The organism is Nonomuraea sp. NPDC051298, from assembly GCF_055586305.1.
Genome location: NZ_JBVJIM010000003.1, coordinates 196,158 through 215,820, shown reverse-complemented (window position 1 = coordinate 215,820; position 19,663 = coordinate 196,158). Strand labels below are relative to the sequence as shown.

Here is a 19,663-nt window from a genome sequence, read left to right as displayed (position 1 = left end):
TCACCTGCCACGGGTGGGAATCTCGAACCAGACGGCTTTGCCTTCCCTGGTGGGACGCGAGCCCCAACGCCGGGCAAGCTGGTCGACCAGGTAAAGGCCGCGACCGCCCTCGTCGTTCTCCCCGGCGCTGCGGATGCGGGGCAGGCGCAGGTCCTGGTCGAACACCTCGACCCAGACCGACTCCTCGCCCCTGCGCAGCCGCAGCGTGAACTCCTTGTCGCCGACCACTTCGTCCTCGAAGCCCGGCATGTCCCAGGACTCCTCGAACGGCAGCGGCGGCCCCTCCACGACCAGCTCCCTGCGCGGCACCCCGGCGGTGGCGGCGTGCAGCACCACGTTGGTGACGACCTCGGAGACGAGCAGGCAGGCCAGCTCGGCCCGCTCTTCGGGCACGTTCCAGCTCGCGAACGCCTCCGCGGCCATGCGCCGCGCCTCGCCCACCATGATCGGCTGGGCCGGGAACGTGCGCGCCTCGACGTCGAGGTCGACGTCGCTGGAGCGGACCACGAGGATGGCCATGTCGTCGTCGATCTCGCCGGGCACCGCCACCGTGGCGGCGTCGGCGATGCGCTCGACCTCCGCTTCGGAGACCTTGGCCAGCTCCTCGCAGAGCACGCCGAGCGTCTCGTCGTCGCTCGGCATCCGGCCGTCGCGGGTCGGGCGGCGGTCGATCAGGCCGTCGGTGTAGAGCAGCAGCGCCGCGCCGGGCGGCAGCGTCCGCGTCTCCTCCTTGTAGACCAGGTCGGCGTGCAGGCCCTTGGCGCGCACGCCGAGCGGCTGGCCGACCTCCTCGATGTCGAGCTCGACGCACTGGCCGTCGACCAGCAGCAGCGGCGGGGCGTGCCCGGCGTTGGCGAAGGAGAGCTGCCTGGACCAGGCGTCGTAGACCAGGTATTGGCAGGTCACGATGGGCGGGATGCTGATCTCGGCGCCGTTGTCGTCGTACTCGGGGGTGGCGATGATGCGGGTCCACTCGTCGAGCCTGGCCAGGATGTCGGCCGGGGACTTGTCGTCCTGCGCGAAGGCGCGCAGGGCCGCCCGGAGCTGGCCCATGATGGCCGCGGCCTTGGCGCCCCTGCCCTCGACGTCGCCGATCACGATGCCGACGCGGCCGGCGGACAGCGGGATGACGTCGTACCAGTCGCCGCCGACCTGGGTCTGGATGCCCTGCCCGTGGGAGGCCAGCGGGGCGGCCGGGTAGTAGCGCACGGCGATCTGCAGCCCGTCGAGCTGCGGCAGCGCGCGCGGCAGCAGGTATTTCTGGAACGACTCCGCCGTGTGGCGCTCTTCCTCGAACAGCAGCGCGTTGTCGATCGCGAGCGCGACCCGGGTGGCGATGGCGCCCACGAAGTCGCGGTCGAAGGCGTCGTAGTGAGGGCTGCGGCGGTCGGTGAGGTTGGACAGGCCGAGGTACATCAGGCCGAGCGTCTCGCCGCGCACCAGCAGCGGCGCCACGATGGCGGAGGTCATGCCGACCTCACCGCACAGGCGCGCGCTGCCCTCGTGGGGCGCCGGGTAGCGGTTGCCGGCGAAGTCTTCGACGAGGATCGTCTCCTGGCGGCGCAACGCGGTCTCGGCGTAGTGGCCGGAGGGGTAGCGGATCTCCGCGCCCACCGGCTTCCACGTTCCCGACGGCGGCGTCCACCCCTGCACGTGCTGAGAGACCCTGCGGACGAGCCGGTCGCCCTCGGTCAGCTCGATGAAGCAGTGGTCGGCGAACTGGGGGACGAGCATCTCGGCGACCCGCTTGAGCGTCTCCTCGACGTAGAGCGAGCCCGCCAGCCGCTCGCCGATGCGCTCGAGCAGCCCGAAGCGGTCTTTTTCCCGCTCGTTGCTGCGCAGCGCCTCGCGGGCCATGACGACGATCCCCGACACCGACCCGGACGGGTGGCGCAGCGGCACGGCCTGCGCGCGGACGTAGACGATGGTGCCGTCGCCGCGCCTGACGTCGAACGTGCCCTCCCACACGCCGCCCTTGAGCACGTGCTTGGCCAGCTCGATCGCCTGCGGATGATCCTTCTCCAGGATCCCGAGCGAAAGGATCGACCCGTCGCGCGCGGCGGGCCTGCCCTGCCGGCCGAAGAGGCTCTCGGCGAACGGGTTCCAATAGAGCAGATTGCTGAACCGGTCGGTGACGACCACCGCCATCTCGGCCTGGTCGAGCACGGATCCGGCAGCAAGGTGATCAGCCGTTTCCTGTGACAGATCCCCCCATCGCGTCATCCGGAGACCACTCCTCGAGGTGGCGTGTATGCAAAGCGGACCACGGGCGCTCCTGCAACAGTCTTGGCCAGGGGAGGAGAGTGGAGGGCCTCCCAGGAGGGATTCAACCAACTGGCCGCGCGCGCGTCAGCGCTTGGAGACAAAAACGTGCGCGGCGACATCGCGCGGAAGCTCCGCGGGCGTGTCCTTCGCGTCTCCGTCACCTGTCACCCGTACACCGTCGTCGCTCGCCGCGAGCGTCACCTCGCGTCCGGGTTGTATCCCAACTTGCTTGAGTTTAAGCATCACAGCAGGATCACTTTGCACTTGTTCACTGATTCGCCGCACGACAACGGGTGTGTCACGGCTGCCCGCGAGGTCGCTCATCGTCGTCAGCGTGTCGGCGGCGCTCTCGGCCGGCTCTCTGGCGCCCAGCTCGGCCAGCCCGGGGATCGGGTTGCCGTGGGGGCAGACGGTCGGATTGTCGAGCAGCGTCACCAGGCGTGACTCGACGGACTCGGACATCACGTGCTCCCAGCGGCACGCCTCGATGTGCACCTCTTCCCAGGGCAGCCCGATCACCTGCGTGAGCAGGCATTCGGCCAGGCGGTGCTTGCGCATGACGCGGGTGGCCAGCGTGCGGCCGAGGTCGGTCATCGACAGGTGCCGGTCACCTTCGACGCGGACCAGCCCGTCGCGCTCCATGCGGGCGACGGTCTGGCTGACGGTGGGGCCGCTCTGCTGGAGGCGCTCCGCGATGCGGGCGCGAAGAGGGACGATGCCCTCCTCTTCGAGCTCGTAAATCGTGCGGAGATACATCTCCGTGGTGTCGATCAGGCCGTGTGCGGTCAAGACTCCTCCCAACTGAATGGTACGCCGGTCGTGGCGGGGACTGAGCCCATCCGCTGCGGGCACAGGAGTCGCCGGGAATCACAGAGAACCCTATGGGGAGAACGACCGACCATGGCAAAAGTCGGCAACAACGGGGCGGCCGAGTTCCTTCCCGCCCGGCTCGCCCCCGCCGCGCGGAGGCGGGAATCGCACGGGAAGATGTCCATCTGACCAACGCCGCCAAAAACTTCTCTTTTACGCCGCGCGGTAAAAGGCGCATTCATGACAGGCCCACGGCCGCGCGCCCGACGGGGACGCGGGCGTCCTGGCCGACCTCCGGACGGCGCTAACGGGCCCGGTAGTTGCGGAATCCGGCCACCGAGAGCCCGACGACCAGCACGGTGACGGCGCAGGCGATCCCGCCGCCCACCCAGGCGCCCGTCATCCCGAACGCCGTCGCGGTCGCCCCGGCCCGCAGCTCGCCCAGGCGCGGCCCGCCGGCCACGACCACCATGAACGCCCCCTGCAGGCGTCCGCGCATCTCGTCCGGGGCGTACAACTGGAGGATCGACTGCCGCCAGACCGAGGAGATGACGTCCGCCACCCCGCCGACGGCCATGAACAGCACCACGAGCCACAGCTCGTGCGAGAGCCCGGCGGCGGCCACGGCCAGGCCCCAGACGGCGATGACGATCGACAGCGCGACCCCCTGCCGCCTGACCCGGCCGACCCAGCCGGAGAACAGCGCCCCGGCCACGGAGCCGATGGCCATGGCCGAGGTCATCCAGCCGAGCGCGTCGAGCGAGCCGCCGAAGCGCTCGGCCGTCATCTCGGGGAAGAGCGCCCTGGGCATGGCGAACACCATCGCGATGATGTCCACGACGAACGACATCAGCAGCACCGGGCTCCTGACGACGAATTTGAGCCCCTCCGCCACGGCCCCCACCCCCGGACGGCTCACCTCCCCCAGCGGGGGCAGTGAGGGCAGTCTGAGCGCCGCGTAGAGGCTGCCGGCGAACAGGACGGCGTCCACCGCGTACGCGCCCGCGAACCCGCCGTGGCCGAGCAGGACCGCGCCCACCATCGGCCCCACCACCGCGCCCAGGCTGAAGACCAGCGAGTTGAGCGCGTTGGCGGCGGGCACCAGCTCCGGCTCCAGGATCCTGGGGATGATCGCGCCCCTGGTCGGGCCGGTGATGGCGAAGCCGGTGGAGTTGATCGCGACCGCGAGGAAGATCAGGTAGACGTTGTCCAGGCCGAGCAGCGCCTGCACGAGGATGAACAGCGTGGCCGCCCAGGCGATCAGCGAGCCCACGATGAGCAGCTTGCGCCGGTCGACGGCGTCGGCGACGGCTCCGCCCCACAGACCGAAGACGATCAGCGGGATCAGGTTGGCCAGGCCGAGCAGCCCAACGTGCAGCGACGACTGGGTGATCTCGAAGACCTGCTGTCCCACGGCCACGACGGTCACGCCGACGCCGATGTGTGACACGGCCTGGCCGAGCCAGATCCGCCGGTACGCGAGGACGCCCAGCGGCCGGGTGTCTATGAGATGACGTTTGACCAGTTCCCCGAATGCCACTTCAGGAACATTAGGGGGCAAGTCTCTCTATGACCCAGCCGGGTCGCGTACGCCGGTAACGCAACCGGTCGTGCATCCGGTCGAGCTGCCCCTGCCAGAACTCCAGCTCGACGGGGGCCACCCGGTAACCGCCCCAGAAGTCGGGCACCGGCGGATCCTCCGGCCAGCGCGCCGCCAGCTCCTCGTAGCGGGCGTCCAGCTCCTCCCTCGACCTCACCACCGCCGACTGGCGCGAGGCCCAGGCGCCGATGCGCGACCCGTACGGACGGGAGGCGAAGTACGCGGCCGACTCCGCGTGGGACAGCCGCGTCACGGTGCCCTCGACGCGCACCTGGCGGCGTAGCGGGTGCCAGGGGAACAGCAGGGACGCGCGGGGATTCTCGGCCAGGTCGCGCCCCTTGCGGGACTCGTAGTTGGTGTAGAAGACGAATCCGCGTTCGTCGTAGCCCTTGAGCAGGACCGTCCTGGCGCTCGGGCGTCCTCCGGCGGAGGCCGTGGCCAGGACCATGGCGTTGGGTTCCGGCAGGCCGGCGTCGAGCGCGTCCTGGAACCATTCGGTGAACTGCGCGATCGGGTCGGACGCGAGGTCTGATTCGAGCAACGGCTCGCCCTCGTACGTACGGCGAAGCCCCGCCAACGTGGGCGGGCGCGGGGTGGCATCCACGAGACGGTATTCTTGCGCGCCCGTGTGGCGGATCCCAGACAACCCTCCCACCAGCGGGTTTGTCCTAACGGCGGGTCCCGAGACCGACCGTGACCTGCTAGGGGGTTAAATTGACCCGCCGGTATCTCGACATCAACATAGCGGAGGAGCTCGGGGAGGGCGGACATGTATCCATGCCGATCCCGGAGCGGCCGCGACATTGGCACAGCATCGCGTTGCCGAAACATGGCAAGAAAGGGAGGCGGCCGAGTATGTCCGACTTCAAACCCGGGCTCGAAGGCGTCGTAGCTTTCGAGACCGAGATCGCGGAACCGGACAAAGAAGGGGGCGCCCTTCGATACCGGGGCGTCGACATCGAAGAGCTGGTGGGCCGTGTCCCGTTCGGGCACGTGTGGGGCCTGCTGGTCGACAACAAGTTCCAGCCGGGCCTGCCCCCGGCTGAGCCCTACCCCATTCCTGTCCACTCCGGTGACATCCGCGTAGACGTACAGAGCGCGCTGGCCATGCTGGCTCCGGCCTATGGCTTCAAGCCGCTGCTCGACATCAGTGACGAGGAGGCCCGCGACCAGCTCGCGCGCGCCTCGGTCATGGCCCTGTCCTTCGTGGCGCAGTCCGCGCGGGGCCTCGGCCTGCCGATGGTGCCGCAGAGCCGGGTCGACGAGGCCAAGACCATCGTCGAACGCTTCATGATCCGCTGGCGCGGTGAGCCTGATCCCAAGCACGTCAAGGCCATCGACGCCTACTGGACCTCCGCGGCCGAGCACGGCATGAACGCCTCGACGTTCACCGCCCGCGTCATCGCCTCCACCGGGGCCGACGTGGCCGCCGCGCTCTCCGGCGCCGTCGGCGCCATGTCGGGCCCGCTGCACGGCGGCGCCCCCGCCCGCGTCCTGCACATGATCGAGGGTGTGGAGCAGCTCGGCGACGCCAAGAAGTACGTCCAGAGCGAGCTGGACAAGGGCAACCGCCTCATGGGCTTCGGCCACCGCGTCTACCGCGCCGAGGACCCCCGCGCCCGCGTGCTGCGACGCACCGCCAAGGAGCTCGACGCGCCCCGCTACGAGGTCGCCGCGGCGCTGGAGCAGGCCGCCCTGGAGGAGCTGCACGCGCGCAAGCCCGACCGCGTGCTGGCCACGAACGTGGAGTACTGGGCCGCCGTGGTGCTCGACTTCGCCGAGGTGCCCTCCCACATGTTCACCTCGATGTTCACCTGCGCGCGCACGGCCGGTTGGGCCGCGCACATCCTGGAGCAGAAGCGCACGGGCAGGTTGGTCCGCCCGAGCGCCACCTACATCGGCCCGGCCTCGCGCCCACTCAGCGAGCTGACGGGCGCCGACGAGGTCGTCGGCAAGTACTGATCTCCTGCCACGGCTACCGCGCGGCCCTCTCCTAGGCCCGCGGTAGCCGTTTCGCTGCCCGGCGGATTTTCCCTGCACGACCGGGTGATCTGAACCGGTTTGGGAGAGAATCTCCAGGTCTCAGAATCCGGACCGCGTACGAGCCATTCCACGCCGGTCGGTAGGCTCCGTTACGTGGCTGACATCGTGATTCCCGCTGACATCAAGCCCACCGACGGCCGGTTCGGCTGTGGGCCCTCGAAGGTTCGCACCGAGCAACTGGCCGCGCTCGCCGCCTCCGGCGCGAGCCTCATGGGCACCTCGCACCGCCAGAAGCCGGTCAAGAACCTGGTCGGCCGCGTGCGCTCCGGCCTGGCCGACCTGTTCTCGCTGCCGGAGGGCTACCAGGTGGTGCTGGGCAACGGCGGCACCACCGCGTTCTGGGACATCGCCGCCTTCGGGCTGGTCCGCGAGAAGTCCCAGCACCTGTCGTTCGGTGAGTTCTCCTCGAAGTTCGCCACGGTCACCAAGAAGGCGCCGTGGCTCGCCGAGCCGAGCGTCATCACCTCGGAGGTGGGCACCCACCCCGCCGCGGTCACCGAGGACGGCGTCGACGCCTACGCGCTGACCCACAACGAGACCTCGACCGGCGTGGCCATGCCGATCGGGCGCGTGGGCTCCGACGACTCGCTGGTGCTGGTCGACGCCACCTCCGGCGCCGGCGGCCTGCCCGTCGACCTCGCCGAGACCGACGTCTACTACTTCGCGCCGCAGAAGAGCTTCGCCTCCGACGGCGGCCTGTGGATCGCGATCATGTCGCCGCGGGCCCTGGCCAGGGTCGAGGAGATCGCCGCGAGCGGGCGGTTCGTGCCGGAGTTCTTCAGCCTGCCGGTCGCGATCGACAACTCCGCCAAGGACCAGACCTACAACACCCCGGCGGTGGCCACCCTGTTCCTGCTGGCCGACCAGCTCGACTGGATGAACGGCAACGGCGGTCTGGCCTGGACCACCGCCCGCACGGCCGACTCCGCCTCGCGGCTCTACACCTGGGCCGAGAAGTCGGCGTACGCCACGCCGTTCGCCGCCCCCGAGTTCCGCTCGCAGGTGGTCGGCACGATCGACTTCAACGACGACGTCGACGCCGCGGCCGTGGCCAAGGTGCTGCGCGCCAACGGCATCATCGACACCGAGCCCTACCGCAAGCTGGGCCGCAACCAGTTGCGCATCGCGATGTTCCCGGCCATCGACCCGGCCGACGTCGAGGCGCTGACGGTGTGCGTCGACCACGTGGTCGAGCGCCTCTAGCCCCTTCTCACGGCCCGTCCCGCGGGCCGGTACGTCGGGGAGGGCCCACGCGTCCTCCCCGACGCTCCGCGCGAACCCGGCAGGCACGCGCGCTCTGGGGACCCCAGGCTCGCGATTACCAGGACACGTTCTTGCCCGACAAACCCCCCTTCGGCCAGGGCGCCGGACGGCCGAAGAGCCTCGGCCATCTCATGTTCGCCAGCCGCTGGCTCCAGGTCCCGCTCTACCTCGGCCTCATCGTGGCCCAGGCGGTGTACGTCTACCAGTTCGTCCTGGAGCTCTGGCACCTCATCGACACCGTGTTCCTGCACGGCACCCCGGCGGCCGGCGCGCCCGCGCCCGAGGTCGTGGTCATGCTCACGGTGCTGGCGCTCATCGACGTGGTGATGATCTCCAACCTGCTGATCATGGTGATCATCGGCGGCTACGAGACGTTCGTGTCGCGCATCGACCTCAACGACCACCCCGACGAGCCGGAGTGGCTCTCCCACGTCAACGCGAACGTGCTGAAGGTCAAGCTGGCCACGGCCATCATCGGGATCTCGTCGGTGCACCTGCTGCAGACGTTCATCCGGGCGGGGTCGACGCCGAACGACAAGATCATGTGGCAGATGCTGATCCACCTGGCGTTCGTGCTCTCGGCGGTCGGCCTGGCCTACATCGACCGTCTCCTGTCCACCTCACCGGCCGAACACACCCGCTCCCACCTGTAGGGCGCGACGTCGCTCCGAAGACGGCCTAGAACGGGTAGGAGGCCCGGGGCGGGGGCAGGGCGCGCCTGCGGCGCAGCACCCAGGCGGCCACCACGCCGCCGATGAGCCCGAACAGGTGGCCCTGCCAGGAGATGCCCTCCTGGTTCGGCAGCAGCCCGGCCAGGATCCCCCAGTACGCCACCCCCACGCCGATCCCGATCGCGATGTCCAGCAGCCGCCGGTCGAACAGCCCGCGGGCCAGGATGTAGCCGAAGTAGCCGAACACCAGCCCGCTGGCCCCCACCGTGTACACCTCCGGGCTGGTCAGCCAGGTGCCCAGCCCGCCGATCAGGATGATCAGCACACTCGCCCACAGGAACTTGCGCAGGTCACGCAGCCCCGCCAGGAAGCCCAGGATCAGCAGCGGCAGGGAGTTGGCCACGAGGTGCCCGAAGCCGACGTGCAGGAACGGCGCGAAGATGATCCCGACCAGCCCGTCGGGCTCCCAGCCCACGATGCCGAACTGCCGGTCGAGCGAGCCGCCGAGGAAGAAGTCGACCCCTTCCACGAACCACATCACGGCGAGCATGGCCGCCATGACGAGGAGCGCGCTGAGCGCACCGGACAGGAGGGCTCCGGCGCCGCGCTTGGCCGAACCGAACCTGGAACCCGAATAGTCGCTCATGCGCTCTCCCGGTACGTCGTCTCCTCTCTCTTTACCGTAACCAGGAAGTGCGGCGCGCGCGTCGAACGAGCCCCTCCCGTCTCATGACCTGGACGGGAGGGGACCGGTCACTCGCCCTTCCACCGGGGCGCGCGCTTCTCGGCGAAGGCCGCCGCGCCCTCCATGGCGTCCTTGGAGCCGAAGACCGGGCCGACGATCGCGCCCTGCTTGCCGAACATCTCCTCCAGCGACCAGTCCTGCGACTCGACGATCACCCTCTTGGTGGCGACAAGCGCCAGCGGGGCGTTGGCCGCGATCTTGCGGGCCAGCTCCAGCGCGCCCTCCAGCGCGGCGCCCGGCTCGGTGATGCGGTTGACCAGGCCCAGCTCGTACAGGCAGGAGGCCGGGTAGTGGTCGCCGGTCAGGGCGATCTCCATGGCCACGTGGTACGGGACGCGGCGCGGCAGCCGCATGACCCCGCCCGCCCCGGCCACCAGCCCGCGCTTGGGCTCGGGCAGCCCGAACCTGGCCGCCGTGGAGGCCACGATGACGTCGCAGGACAGCGCCAGCTCGAACCCGCCGGCCAGCGCGTACCCCTCCACGGCGGCCACCAGCGGCTTCTTCGGCGGCTGCTCGGTCAGCCCGCCGAATCCGCGGCCCTCCACCACCGGGAAGTCGCCGGCCAGGAAGCCCTTCAGGTCCATCCCCGCGGAGAACGTGCCTTCCGCACCGGTCAGCACGAAAGCCGAAATGTCGGGACGGGCGTCCAGGGTGTCCAGCGCCTCGGCGATGCCCCGCGCCACCGCCCCGTTGATGGCGTTGCGCGACTTGGGGCGGTTGATGGTGAGAATCGCAACATTGCCGGACTCTTCGACGAGCACTTCGTCAGACACGAGACCTCACTTGGGCTGGAAGCGGATTCCGCCGTCGAAGCGGACGACCTCGGCGTTCATGTAGTCGTTCTCGATCAGCGACCTGACCAGGTGGGCGAACTCGTCGGGCCGCCCCATGCGCTTGGGGAAGACCACCGGCGCCACGAGCTTGGCCTTGAAGTCCTCGGCGTTGGCCGAGAAACCGTAGATGGGGGTGTCGATGATGCCGGGGCAGATCGTGTTCACCCGTACGCCGATCGCGGCGAGGTCACGCGCGGCCGGCACGGTCATGCCCACGATGCCGCCCTTCGAGGCCGAGTACGCCAGTTGCCCGGTCTGCCCCTCCAGCGCCGCCACCGAGGCCGTGTTGATCACCACGCCGCGCTGCCCGTCGGCGTCGGCCGGCTCGGTCTTGGCGATGGCGGCGGCGGCGATGCGCATGAGGTTGAACGTGCCGATCAGGTTGACCTCGATGACCTTGCGGTAGGAGGCCGGGCTGTGCGGGTTGCCCTCACGGTTGACCGTGCGCTCGGCCCAGCCGATGCCGGCGCTGTTGACCACCACGCGCAACGGCTTGCCGGTGGCCACGGCCGCGTCGACGGCGGCCTGCACCTGCTCGTCGTCGGTGACGTCGGTCTTGGCGAAGACGCCACCGATCTCATCGGCAACCGACTTGCCGCGCTCCTCGTTGAGGTCGGCGACGATCACCGTGGCTCCGGCGCGGGCCAGCTCGCGGGCCGTGGCCTCCCCGAGGCCGCTGGCACCGCCGGAGATGATTGCTGCAGATCCGTTCACGTCCATATGCTGGACCCTAACCCGCCGACCGAATGAAGTTCTACTCGGGGGCGGTTAAATCTCACCCACGGCGGTGTCGACGTCGGAGTACACCTTGATCCGGCGGTCGAGCCCGGTCGTGCGCAGGATGCGCGCCACCGGGGCCTGCGGCGCGGCCAGTGACACGCCGCCGCCCTCTCCCGTGGCCAGCCGCCAGGCCTCGATCAGCACCGAGAGCCCGCTGGAGTCCATGAACGACAGTTGCTGCAGATCGAGCACGAGCCTGGCGCCGTCCTGCTTGATGGCGTCACGCACCTCGTCGCGCAGGAACGGTGCGGTGAACAGGTCAAGCTCTCCCTCGACGGCCACCACCACGGCGTCGCCCAGGGCGTGTCGCGCAAGCCGCAGCTTCATTGGCCCCTCCTCGATGAGCCACTGTACTTCGACATCCCCGGATACCGGGCATGCACAAACTACGAAAAGCCGGATGCCGGAGGACAAGGCTGGCCTAAACGCACACCAAACGCCCCGTCAAGAACCATGCTCGAGGTTTCTACCCATCTCGCCGCCGATGCCCCCATCAAATGGCGGGAATCGCGAAACCGTACGGGAGCTCCAGGCGGTGCCGGGCCAGCAGGTCGGCGTCGGCCAGCAGCTCGCGCGTGGGACCGTCCGCGGCGATCACGCCGCCGGAGAGTATGAGCGAACGCTCGCACAGCTCCAGCGCGTACGGCAGGTCGTGGGTGACCATGAGCACCGTCACGTCCAGGGAGCGCAGGATCTCCGCCAGCTCCCTGCGCGCGGCCGGGTCGAGGTTGGACGAGGGCTCGTCGAGCACCAGGATCTCCGGCGCCATCGCCAGCACCGTCGCCACCGCCACCCTGCGCCGCTGCCCGAACGACAGGTGGTGCGGCGGCCGGTCGGCGGCCGCCAGCATGCCCACCCGCTCCAGCGCGTCCTTCACCACGCGCTCCAGCTCCTCGCCGCGCAGGCCCGCGTTGGCCGGGCCGAAGGCCACGTCGTCGCGGACGGTGGGCATGAAGAGCTGGTCGTCGGGGTCCTGGAAGACCAGGCCGACGCGCTGCCTGATCTCCTTGAGCGTGTTCTTGCGCACAGGGGTGCCGGCCACGGTGACACTCCCGTGCCCTGCGGTGAGAATCCCGTTGAGATGCATCACGAGGGTGGTCTTGCCGGCGCCGTTCGGACCGAGCAGGGCCACGCGTTCGCCGCGGGCGATCGACAGGTCCACGCCGAACAGCGCCTGCGTGCCGTCCGGATAGGCGTACGCGAGCCGCTGGACGTCGAGAGAGTTCACCACGTTAGTCCCCAGATCACGAGGGCGACGCCGGGCAGGGCCAAGGCAGTGCCCCATTGGCGTACAGAAGCCGAAATATCATGAAGCATCGGCATGGTGCCGGAGTACCCCCGGCTCAGCATGGCGAGGTGCACCCGCTCACCCCGCTCGTACGACCGGATGAACAACGCCCCCGCCGAGCGCGCGATCACCGGCACCTGCCGGAAGGTCCGCGCCTCGAACCCCCGCGACTCCCTGGCCACCCGCATCCGCCGCATCTCGTCCACGATCACGTCCAGGTACCTGAGCATGAACATGGCGATCTGCACCAGCAGGGTCGGCAGCCGCAGCCGCTGCGCGCCGACGAGGATCACCCGCGGCTCCGTGGTGGCCGCCAGCAGGATGGAGGCGACCACCCCGAGCGTGGCCTTGGCCAGGATGTTCCAGGCCGCCCACAGGCCCGGCACGCTCAGCGAGAGCCCCAGCACCGTGGTCCGCTCCCCCAGCCCGATCACCGGGATGAGGAACGCGAACAGCACGAAGGGCACCTCGATGACCATCCGCCGCAGCACGTACGTTACCGGCACCCTGGCCGCCACCGCGACGCCCCCGAGCAGCACGGCGTACGCCGCGAACGCCCAGAACCGCTCGCGCGGCGTGGCCACCACCACCAGGGCGAAGGCGAAGACCGCGAGCAGCTTGCACTGCGGCGGCAGCCGGTGGACGACCGAGCCGCCCGGCAGGTAGAGCTGGTGATGATGCCCGGCGCCCATGTGTCACGCCATGGTCTTGTCGCTGGTCTTGTCGCTGGTCTTGTCACGGCTCCGCGCGGCGTAGCCGACGACCCCGGCCAGGAGCAGCACCAGCCCGACGCCGAGGACCCCCGCCACGCCGACCGGGATCCCGCCCACGTCACCGTAGTCGGCCAGCGCCCAGTCGCCGAACAGGTGGTCGGCCGCCTGGTCGATGAAGCCCTTGTTCTCGGCCACCGCCTCCAGCCCGTCGGGTGAGGAGGAGGCGAAGAAGGACACGGCCCCGGCCAGCACCAGCGTCACGCCGACCCCGCCGAGCAGGAACGGCTTGAGCGCGCCGCGGGTCGCGACCGGCGCGGGCGACTCGCCCACGGTCGTGCTCTCGCCCTCGGCGCCGCGCAGGACCAGCGGCCTGGTCAGGCCGCGGGCGCCGTACACGAGGTCGGGCCGCACGGCCAGCACCGCGCCCACGGTCACGGCCGTGATCAGGCCCTCGCCGATGCCGATCAGCAGGTGCACGCCGCCCATCGCGGCCGCCACCGCGCCGACCTCGATCGGCGCGGTCCCGCCGATCCAGAACAGCAGCGTGAAGGCGAGCGCGGAGGCCGGCACCGAGATCAGCGCCGCCAGGAACGCCGCCACCGCGACCTTCCCCCTGGCCAGCCTGGTGACCAGCCGGAAGACCCCCCAGCCGACCAGCACGGTGACGATGCCCATGATCGTGACGTTGACGCCGAGCGCGGTCAGCCCTCCGTCGGCGAAGAAGACGCCCTGCACCAGCAGGACCACGGCCATGCACAACACCCCTGTGTACGGCCCCACGAGTATCGCGGCCAGCGCCCCTCCCAGCAGGTGGCCACTGGTGCCCGCGGCGACGGGGAAGTTGAGCATCTGCACGGCGAAGATGAACGCCGCGACGAGCCCGGCCATGGGCGCGGTCCGGTCGTCGAGCTCGCGCCGCGCCCCGCGCAGGCAGACCGCGACGCCGGCGGCGGCCACGACCCCGGCCGAGATTGAAGTCACCGCGTTGAAGAAGCCATCGGGTACGTGCACGGCATGCCTCCAGCCAGCAAGGACAGACAAACGGTCCTACTGTAGGACATCGTCTTGCACCTGCATATAGATGGCAATTACCGCAAGATTCTCTTAACCACAGATTCGGCTGTCAGCCGCCGTACGACCGCGCTCAGCCGCCCCTTGCCCGAGGTAGCGTACGGCCGGACCGTTCTGAACAGAGCGGTGCCCCACCACTTGCGCGGCGCCGCCACGGCCGTCGCGTCGGCCTCGATCCTGAACAGCGCGGGCGGCCCGCCCAGATCCAGCTCCAGGTAGGCGTCCCAGGTGCCCGGCGCCAGCCGGCCCACCGCGGGCCTGGCCGCGAAGCCGCCGCCGGGCAGCGCGACCACCCGGTCGCCGCGTTCGCAGCCGCTGCGCCGCTCGCGCCACACGATCCGCCTGATCGCCGAGGTCGCAGGGGTGGTGCCGACCACGGTCACCTCGCCGTCGATGAGCAGCCGGTGCCCCATCGCCCACCGGGTCCTGACCAGCCGCGCGGTGCCGGGAACGGCCACCACGTGACCGCCCATGTCGATGCTCAGGTTGCTGTTGTCCCTGGTGAAGTAGGGCAGGACCACGACGCCGCCGACGAGCCGGGGCCGCGGGCGGGCGATGCCGCTGTCGCGCTCGGCCCCGAGCCGCCCGAGCCGGATCACGCCCTCGATCTCGACCGCCACCCTCAGGTCCCAGACGCCGGGGTCGAGCGCGGCCACGTCCACCCGTACGGTGAACTCCCCGCCCTTGCGCTCGGCCGGCACGACCAGCTCCCTGGCGGGATCGTGCCGCGCGCGCAGCACCACGGCCAGGCCGTCGTCCCGGGTGATGCCGTCGAGCCGGGCCGCACCGGTCACCACGAGCCGGTCGCCCTCCCAGCGCACCCCGGTCAGCCTGCGCCGCATGGTGGCGCTCTCGATGCGGGCCAGGCGCACGAGGCGGTCGATGTCGTCGAGCGCGCTCGCCCGCTGCCTGTCGATGGTGTTGAGCCGCTCGTGCACGCCGGGGGTGTACCACCGCTCGCACAGCGCGGCGACCTCCCGCGCGATGTCCTTGCGCCGGATGTCGTCGCTCTCCAGGAACACGGTCCCGAGCTGGGCGAACACGTCGAGCCTGAAGTGCCTGCGCAGCAGGTGGTCGCGGAGCGGGCCTGGCTCGACGTGCCGGGCCATCAGCTCGATCGGCCCGCGGATCATGGCCAGCCAGGCCAGCGGGTCGCGGCTGCCGGCCTGCTGCATGATGCTGCTGCCGTCGGGCCTGTCGACGAGGTGGTAGCAGTCGTAGTCGGCCACCACGGAGATCGGCCCGGCGTGGCAGTAGGCGTGGGCGGTGAAGAGGATGTCCTCCCCCACGAGCATGCCCTCGCCGAACCTGATGCGGTGGCGTTCGAGCAGCTCTCGCCTGAACAGCTTGAAGCAGCTCAGGCTGTTGTAGACGGTGCTGTCGCCGAGGCCGACCCGGTCGGCGCTGTGCTGGAACATCGACACCGGGGCCCGCCTGCCGTGCCCCACGATCTTGCCGAGGACGATGTCGGAGTCGTTGCGGTCGGCCACCGCCAGCATGCGTTCGAGCGCCTCGGGGCCGAGGTGGTCGTCGGCGTCGCAGAAGAACACGTACCGGCCGGTGGCGTGCTCGATGCCGACGTTGCGGGGACGGCCCGCGCCCCGGCCGCCGTCGAGGTGCACGACCTTGACGCTGCCGGGGTGGTAGGCGGCGTAGAGGTCGAGCAGCTCGCCGCTGCCGTCGGTGGAGCCGTCGTCGACCACGACCAGTTCCTTCTTCACCCGCTGGACGAGCGCCGACGTGAGGCACCGGTCGAGGTAGGGCCGGCAGTTGTGCACGGGGATGACGACGCTGACGTCGACCGCGTCGTCATCGTTGCCAGTCCCCCGCATCGCCACCACTCCATAGTCACGTTACGTCGTCAGTCCGTCTCAGTATGTGACGAGCGCGGGGCGCCGTGCGGGTCTATCGCGCGTCTTCATCCGCTGCTTTTGCCAAGAACGGGAGAACGCGGCATTCCCCCAATAAGCCATGGCAGCGCCGCCAAATAGCCCATTCGGCCCGCACCGAACGCGTTTCAGTGAGGCTGATTTCCTACCCGGGAGAAGAATCATGTCCGCCGGGTGCATTCCGGCACCACCGTTCGCGTCGAGTGATCCCCCTGCGCGCCCCGCGCGTCTACAGTTAGGCAACCTTGACCGGGAGGTGGCGGGAAATGGGATCGGAGCTCCACAGCGGGACGGCCGTCGGATCGGCCGTGGATGCCGCCGAGTTCATCGTCTCGTCGGCGCGGCTGACGGAACTGTACGAGTGTGCGGTCCTGCTTCGCCGTACGCGGATACGCGCGGAACAGATCGTGAACGATGCTCGCGCCCTCGTGGCCGAGGTCGAACTGCAGGGCGACGCCGAGCGCGCCTTCACCCTGCGCGGCCAGCTCGACCAGGCGGACGAGAAGTATCGCCAGGTGCTGAACGCGTACCGGCTGATCTGCCGCAAGATCGAGGAGGAGCGGCAGGACATCGTGCGGGCGCACATGGAACCAGGCCGGTCGCGAGGCTTGTCAGGGGTTGCCTGACGGGCTAGTGTCAGGCCATGCCTGACTGGAAGGACAAGGTCCGCTGCTCGTTCTGCCACAAGAAGAGCTCGGACGTGAGCAAGGTGATCGCCGGACCAGGGGTGCACATCTGCGACGAGTGCATCAATCTGTGCAACGAGATCCTGGAGGGGGAACGGCTGGCCGCCTCGACCGAACCACGCCTGCCGATGTGGGAGACCATGTCGGAAGAGCAGATACTCGACCACCTCCCGAAGATCGCCGCCGTACAGGCGCAGGTGGACGACAACCTGCGCGACTGGGTGGCGCACCTGCGCACCCGGGACGTGAGCTGGGAACGCATCGGCGCCTCGCTCGGCATGACCCGGCAGTCCGCGTGGGAACGTTTCAGGAGCGAGACCTGAGCCGTACGGGAGCGCGATTCGCGGCTTCGAGTGAACCGTTGTGGCGTCTGATACGTCCTACGGTCAGGGAGGCCCGGCATGCGCGTCCTGGACGGTCTCGCGACGCCCGATCTCGACCGGCTCCACCTGGAGCTGGTCCTGATCCAGGCGCTGCACGAAGAGGCGGAACGACTGGCCGCCGAATGAACGGGCTCCAGCTCCCCGGCACCTCCCGGGGAGCTGGAGCAGGGGGACCGCCTGACCGGGGCGCTTCCGGGAGGGCGGCGTAGGATTGCGGGTCATGCTGCGCTGCGCCGTACTCGACGACTACCAGGACGTGGCACTCGGATTCGCCGACTGGTCACGGGTGCGGGCCAGGAGCTACCGCGAGCACTTCACCGGGCACGACGACCTTGTGGCGGCGATCCACGACTGCGAGATCGTGGTCATCATGCGGGAGCGCACGCCGTTCACCGCCGACCTGTTCGCCCGGCTGCCCAACCTGCGCCTGCTGATCACCACCGGCCCGCGCAACGCCTCCATCGACCTGGCCGCCGCGCGCGAGCACGGCGTCACGGTCTGCGGCACGGCGAGCGGTCCGACCCCGCCGGTCGAGCTGACCTGGGCCCTGATCCTCGGCCTGGCCCGGCACCTCGTGCCGGAGGCGACCGCCATGCGTGCGGGCGGCCCGTGGCAGCACACGATCGGCGCCGGCCTGTCCGGGCGCACGCTCGGGCTGGTCGGCCTGGGCAAGATCGGGGCGCGGGTGGCGGCCGTCGGGCGAGCGTTCGACATGGACGTGACGGCCTGGAGCCAGAACCTGACCGAGGAACGGGCCACGGCGGCCGGCGCGCGGCCGGCCCCCGATCTCGACGCGCTGCTGTCCTGCTCCGACATCGTGTCCGTCCACCTCGTGCTCGGCGACCGGACGCGAGGGCTCATCGGGGCGCGTGAGCTGTCGCTGATGAAGCCGACCGCCTACCTCGTCAACACGGCGCGGGCGGCCATCGTCGACCAGGACGCGCTGGCGTCGGCCCTGCGCGAGGGGAGCATCGCGGGGGCCGGGCTCGACGTGTTCGAGGCCGAGCCGCTGCCCGGCGGGCACGAGTTCCGTACGCTGCCGAACGTGCTGGCCACGCCGCACCTGGGCTACGTGACGGAGCAGAACTACGGGACGTACTTCCGCGAGGCGGTCGAGGACATCGACGCCTTCCTCGCCGGAGCCCCGATCCGCCTCCTGACCTGAGCCCTGGCCGGGGCGCCGATCCGCCTCCTGACCTGAGTGCCGTGCGTCACCCCGCCTCCGTTCCCGGTCTGCTCCTGGCTCTGAAGGCCGCCGTCTTCACCCGGTTCTGGCAGGCCGTGGAGCAGAAGCGGCGGGTGCCGTTGCGGGAGACGTCCACGTAGACGCGGTCGCAGTGCGGGGCCGTACAGACGCCGAGGCGGTCGCTGAAGTCGCTGCCCAGCACGATCGCCAGCCCCGTCGCGCAGCTCGCCGCCCAGTCGCCGGCCATGGTGCCGCCGGTGCCGTGGAAGTGCAGGTGCCAGGGCTCGCCGTCGTGCCGTTCGAGCCTGGGCCTGGCGTCGGTCTCCCGCAGCAGCGCGTTGACCTCCGTGGCAGCGGTGTCGAGGTCGCCGGCGGCGACCGCGGCGAAGACGGCACGCAGCCGACCGGCGACCGCGGCCAGCTCCGCCCCCTCCGCCTCGGTGATCTCACGATGGGAGGAGTAGACGCCGCGCAGGCCCTCGACGGCGGCGACGCCGAGGGCCCGCGGCACGGGGAAGGCCCGCCCGCGCCGCTCGCCCGGGGTCAGCGCGTTGACGAGCGCCACCGCGACCCTGATCACCGCATCGGTGTGACTGTTGTAGTCCAATTGACCGGTTACACCTTCGTATCCTATGTTGTAACTGTCCAAATCATAAATGACAGTTACGGAGCGACGTTCATGATTACTCACGATGCCGCACTCGACTGGATCGCGCGCTGGGACCGCCAGCAGGAGGGCTACCTGCCCGACCGGGAGGAGCGCTTCACCGCCTTGATCGACGCCGTGGAGGCGCTGGGGCGGCCCGACCCCCTGGTGATCGACCTGGGCTGCGGCCCCGGCTCGCTGTCCGCCCGGCTGCTGGCGCGGCTGCCCCAGGCCGAGGTGATCTCCGTGGACGCCGATCCGCTGCTGATCGGGCTGGGGCGGGCCGCGTACCCGAAGCTCACGTTCGTCTCGGCGGACCTGCGGACGAGCGGGTGGACACACCTGCTCGGCCTCGGCCGACCGGCCGACGCGGCGGTCAGCACCACCGCGCTGCACTGGATCTCCGAGCCCGACCTGAAGGGCATGTACGCGGAGCTGGCAACCGTTCTGCGGCCCGGCGGCCTGCTGCTGAACGGTGACCACCTGGACACCGAGGACACCACACCCACCCTCTCGCGACTGGAGCACGCGGTGCACGAGCGTCAGGCAGAGCGGACGTTCGGCGCGAACCGGCCGGAAGAGTGGCGGGCCTGGTGGGACGCGATCGCGGCGGACCCGGCCTTCGCCGAGCTCGACGCGGAACGCACCACGGCAGGGGCACACCACCACGGCTCGGAGTCACGCCTCCTGTCGCAGCACGTCGGTGCGCTGCGCGAGGCCGGGTTCTCGGAGATCGGGACGTTGTGGCAGCGGGGCAACAACCGTCTGCTGTGCGCCGTACGGGGATGAGG

At 70.1% G+C, this 19,663-nt stretch carries 20 protein-coding genes; 7 read left to right on the top strand and 13 right to left on the bottom strand.

Going from position 1 to position 19,663, the window contains the following annotated elements:
* The 4 genes from ACZ6S0_RS11065 to pdxH form a co-directional block, all read right to left on the bottom strand.
* On the bottom strand, positions 1 to 2,223 hold the full coding sequence (locus ACZ6S0_RS11065) for an ATP-binding SpoIIE family protein phosphatase (protein ID WP_465915566.1): 2,223 nt from the start codon (positions 2,221 to 2,223) through the stop codon (positions 1 to 3).
* Positions 2,224 to 2,349: 126 nt separating this feature from the next.
* A complete protein-coding gene (locus ACZ6S0_RS11060; RefSeq protein ID WP_465915565.1) occupies positions 2,350 to 3,054 on the bottom strand; it encodes a metal-dependent transcriptional regulator in 705 nt (234 codons plus the stop codon).
* Positions 3,055 to 3,379: 325 nt separating this feature from the next.
* Positions 3,380 to 4,615, bottom strand: a complete 1,236-nt coding sequence (locus ACZ6S0_RS11055; RefSeq protein WP_465915564.1) for an MFS transporter — start codon at positions 4,613 to 4,615, stop codon at positions 3,380 to 3,382.
* A 10-nt stretch (positions 4,616 to 4,625) separates the two neighbouring features.
* Positions 4,626 to 5,279 (bottom strand): pyridoxamine 5'-phosphate oxidase, encoded by a 654-nt coding sequence (pdxH, locus tag ACZ6S0_RS11050; RefSeq protein WP_344872500.1) that lies wholly within the window; start codon positions 5,277 to 5,279, stop codon positions 4,626 to 4,628.
* Between the two features lie 251 nt (positions 5,280 to 5,530).
* Between pdxH and ACZ6S0_RS11045 the strand changes: the two genes are divergently transcribed.
* The 3 genes from ACZ6S0_RS11045 (at position 5,531) to ACZ6S0_RS11035 (ending at position 8,634) form a co-directional block, all read left to right on the top strand.
* The gene (locus ACZ6S0_RS11045) at positions 5,531 to 6,637 is read left to right on the top strand and encodes a citrate synthase 2 (protein WP_344872498.1); all 1,107 of its coding nucleotides are present in this window, start codon (positions 5,531 to 5,533) and stop codon (positions 6,635 to 6,637) included.
* A 174-nt stretch (positions 6,638 to 6,811) separates the two neighbouring features.
* Positions 6,812 to 7,921 (top strand): phosphoserine transaminase, encoded by a 1,110-nt coding sequence (serC, locus tag ACZ6S0_RS11040; RefSeq protein WP_344872496.1) that lies wholly within the window; start codon positions 6,812 to 6,814, stop codon positions 7,919 to 7,921.
* A gap of 131 nt (positions 7,922 to 8,052) precedes the next feature.
* Complete coding sequence (locus ACZ6S0_RS11035) at positions 8,053 to 8,634, top strand: TIGR00645 family protein (RefSeq protein ID WP_465915563.1); 582 nt, start codon at positions 8,053 to 8,055, stop codon at positions 8,632 to 8,634.
* A 25-nt stretch (positions 8,635 to 8,659) separates the two neighbouring features.
* Here the strand turns inward: ACZ6S0_RS11035 and ACZ6S0_RS11030 are convergent, their stop codons facing one another.
* From ACZ6S0_RS11030 to ACZ6S0_RS10995, 8 genes are all read right to left on the bottom strand, one after another.
* Positions 8,660 to 9,298: a rhomboid family intramembrane serine protease gene (locus ACZ6S0_RS11030; RefSeq protein WP_465915562.1), complete on the bottom strand. Its 639-nt coding sequence runs from the start codon at positions 9,296 to 9,298 to the stop codon at positions 8,660 to 8,662.
* 107 nt (positions 9,299 to 9,405) lie between these two features.
* Positions 9,406 to 10,170, bottom strand: a complete 765-nt coding sequence (locus ACZ6S0_RS11025; protein WP_465915561.1) for a crotonase/enoyl-CoA hydratase family protein — start codon at positions 10,168 to 10,170, stop codon at positions 9,406 to 9,408.
* A 6-nt stretch (positions 10,171 to 10,176) separates the two neighbouring features.
* Complete coding sequence (locus tag ACZ6S0_RS11020) at positions 10,177 to 10,950, bottom strand: SDR family NAD(P)-dependent oxidoreductase (protein WP_465915560.1); 774 nt, start codon at positions 10,948 to 10,950, stop codon at positions 10,177 to 10,179.
* 48 nt (positions 10,951 to 10,998) lie between these two features.
* The gene (locus ACZ6S0_RS11015; protein ID WP_043624827.1) at positions 10,999 to 11,337 is read right to left on the bottom strand and encodes an STAS domain-containing protein; all 339 of its coding nucleotides are present in this window, start codon (positions 11,335 to 11,337) and stop codon (positions 10,999 to 11,001) included.
* Positions 11,338 to 11,503: 166 nt separating this feature from the next.
* Positions 11,504 to 12,241, bottom strand: a complete 738-nt coding sequence (locus ACZ6S0_RS11010; protein WP_465915559.1) for an energy-coupling factor ABC transporter ATP-binding protein — start codon at positions 12,239 to 12,241, stop codon at positions 11,504 to 11,506.
* Positions 12,235 to 12,990 (bottom strand): cobalt ECF transporter T component CbiQ, encoded by a 756-nt coding sequence (gene cbiQ, locus ACZ6S0_RS11005; RefSeq protein WP_465915558.1) that lies wholly within the window; start codon positions 12,988 to 12,990, stop codon positions 12,235 to 12,237. The genes ACZ6S0_RS11010 and cbiQ overlap by 7 nt, the downstream gene beginning before the upstream one ends.
* A gap of 3 nt (positions 12,991 to 12,993) precedes the next feature.
* Positions 12,994 to 14,022 (bottom strand): energy-coupling factor ABC transporter permease, encoded by a 1,029-nt coding sequence (locus ACZ6S0_RS11000; protein ID WP_465915557.1) that lies wholly within the window; start codon positions 14,020 to 14,022, stop codon positions 12,994 to 12,996.
* 77 nt (positions 14,023 to 14,099) lie between these two features.
* The gene (locus ACZ6S0_RS10995) at positions 14,100 to 15,914 is read right to left on the bottom strand and encodes a glycosyltransferase family 2 protein (RefSeq protein WP_465915556.1); all 1,815 of its coding nucleotides are present in this window, start codon (positions 15,912 to 15,914) and stop codon (positions 14,100 to 14,102) included.
* 365 nt (positions 15,915 to 16,279) lie between these two features.
* On the opposite strand from ACZ6S0_RS10995, the gene ACZ6S0_RS10990 reads away from it, so the two are divergent.
* The 3 genes from ACZ6S0_RS10990 (at position 16,280) to ACZ6S0_RS10980 (ending at position 18,205) form a co-directional block, all read left to right on the top strand.
* Positions 16,280 to 16,597: a hypothetical protein gene (locus ACZ6S0_RS10990; protein ID WP_465915555.1), complete on the top strand. Its 318-nt coding sequence runs from the start codon at positions 16,280 to 16,282 to the stop codon at positions 16,595 to 16,597.
* Positions 16,598 to 16,614: 17 nt separating this feature from the next.
* Positions 16,615 to 16,980 (top strand): ClpX C4-type zinc finger protein, encoded by a 366-nt coding sequence (locus tag ACZ6S0_RS10985; protein ID WP_465915554.1) that lies wholly within the window; start codon positions 16,615 to 16,617, stop codon positions 16,978 to 16,980.
* Positions 16,981 to 17,260: 280 nt separating this feature from the next.
* On the top strand, positions 17,261 to 18,205 hold the full coding sequence (locus ACZ6S0_RS10980) for a D-2-hydroxyacid dehydrogenase family protein (RefSeq protein WP_465915553.1): 945 nt from the start codon (positions 17,261 to 17,263) through the stop codon (positions 18,203 to 18,205).
* A gap of 46 nt (positions 18,206 to 18,251) precedes the next feature.
* Here ACZ6S0_RS10980 and ACZ6S0_RS10975 read toward each other — a convergent pair whose 3' ends face one another.
* Complete coding sequence (locus tag ACZ6S0_RS10975; RefSeq protein ID WP_465915552.1) at positions 18,252 to 18,833, bottom strand: CGNR zinc finger domain-containing protein; 582 nt, start codon at positions 18,831 to 18,833, stop codon at positions 18,252 to 18,254.
* A 72-nt stretch (positions 18,834 to 18,905) separates the two neighbouring features.
* On the opposite strand from ACZ6S0_RS10975, the gene ACZ6S0_RS10970 reads away from it, so the two are divergent.
* A complete protein-coding gene (locus ACZ6S0_RS10970; protein ID WP_465915551.1) occupies positions 18,906 to 19,661 on the top strand; it encodes a class I SAM-dependent methyltransferase in 756 nt (251 codons plus the stop codon).
* The last annotated feature ends 2 nt before the right edge of the window (positions 19,662 to 19,663 follow it).